General features: G+C 75.4%; 1 protein-coding gene and 1 pseudogene. One reads left to right on the top strand and one right to left on the bottom strand.

Annotated elements, in window-relative coordinates; genetic code table 11:
• Positions 1–9: 9 nt before the first annotated feature.
• On the bottom strand, positions 10–1,257 hold the full coding sequence (locus EAO70_RS12125; protein WP_261992824.1) for a thiolase C-terminal domain-containing protein: 1,248 nt from the start codon (positions 1,255–1,257) through the stop codon (positions 10–12).
• Between the two features lie 105 nt (positions 1,258–1,362).
• Between EAO70_RS12125 and EAO70_RS12120 the strand changes: the two are divergent.
• Positions 1,363–1,575, top strand: a pseudogene (locus EAO70_RS12120) (acyl-CoA dehydrogenase); the annotation flags it as partial.

Below are 1,575 nucleotides of genomic sequence, written 5' to 3'. Positions count from 1 at the left end.
GGCCGGGGGTCACCCGCGGCCCAGCACCACCGTTCCCGAGGAGCAGAACCAGCCTCCCGTGCCCGAGGCCACCGCCAGTTCCGGCAGGCTGCCGTCCGGCCGCCGGACCTGGAGCCCCGGCGCCTCCCCGCGCAGCTGCCGTACCGCCTCCACCAGCAGGAAGAGCCCCCGCATCCCCGGATGGCAGGCCGAGAGCCCGCCGCCGTCCGTGTTCACCGGCACCCGGCCCTTCTCCCGGAGGTACGCCCCTCCCTCGCCCTTCGGGCAGAAGCCCAGGTCCTCCAGGGTCACCAGGGTCATGTAGGTGAAGGCGTCGTAGACCTCGGCCACGTCGATGTCGGCGGGCCGGACGCCCGCCCGCTCGAAGGCGAGCCGGCCGCTGACGGCCGCGGGGGAGACCGTGAAGTCCTCCCACTCCGACATCGTGGTGTGCGAGACGTGCTCCCCGGTGCCGAGCACCCAGACCGGGGCCGTCCGGCAGTCCTGGACGTACTCCTCGGCGACCAGCAGCACCGCGCAGCCGCCGTCGCTGCGGATGCAGCAGTGCAGCTTGGTGAACGGGTCCGCGATCATCGGCCCGGACAGCACGTCGTCGACGGTGATCGGGTCGCGGAACATCGCCTCCGGGTTCAGGGCCGCGTTCGCCCGCGCCTGGACGGCCACCTCCGCGAGCTCCTCCAGGGTGGTCCCGTAGGTGTGCAGGTGACGGCGGGCGGCCATCGCGTACTTGGCGATCAGGGTGTGCCCGTACGGGACCTCGAACTGGAGCGGGCCGCGCCCGCCGAAGGACAGGTTGGCGGTGCGGCGCCGGGCGCGGATGTCGGCGCGCGCGGTGGAGCCGTACACGAGGAGGACCGCGTTCGCGTGCCCCGCGGCGATCGCGTCGGCCGCGTGCCCGGCCATGACCTCCCAGGTGGCGCCGCCCACGGCGGTCGAGTCCACCCAGCGGGGCCGCAGGCCGAGGTACTCGGCGACCTCGACCGGGGCGAGGGTGCCGAGGCCCGCCGAGGCGAGGCCGTCGATCAGCGAGCGGTCCAGGCCGCTGTCCGCGAGCGCGCGCCGGGCCGCCTGGGCGTGCAGGGCGTAGGGGGTGGCCTCGTCGACCCGGCCGCAGTCGGCGAGGGCCGCTCCGGCGACGGCGACGCGGCGGGGTCTGCGGACGGCGGCGCGTGCGGTGGTGCGGTGGGTGGCGCGTTCGGCGGCGTGTTCGGTGGTGCGCGCGGTCGTCGGCACGGGGGCGGGCGCAGGGGTCGGCATGAATCTGACGGTACATCAGATGCGCCGGATCGGAACCGGCGCGACTCTGGCAACCGGCCATGCGCAGGCCTAGCATGACGCACCGTCAGAAACGGAGGGAGCCTCATGGACGCCGCCGACAGCGCAGCGCTCACCGCCGGAACCGCCCCGCCCGCAGTCCCGCCGACCGCCCCGCTCACCGCCCCGCCCGCAGTCCCGCTCGCCGACCCGCCTACCGAGGAGCCGCAGGAGATCCGCCGCGCCCTGCGCGCGCTGCTCGCCGAACGGGCCGGACCGCAGCAGAACCGCGCGGCCACCGCCACCCCCCAGGGATACGAC

Origin of the sequence: Streptomyces sp. adm13(2018) (genome assembly GCF_008042145.1) — a bacterium.
In the GTDB taxonomy this organism is placed as follows: domain Bacteria; phylum Actinomycetota; class Actinomycetes; order Streptomycetales; family Streptomycetaceae; genus Streptomyces.
Note: the sequence above shows the minus strand (reverse complement) of the source record. Positions and strands in the feature narration are given on the sequence as shown.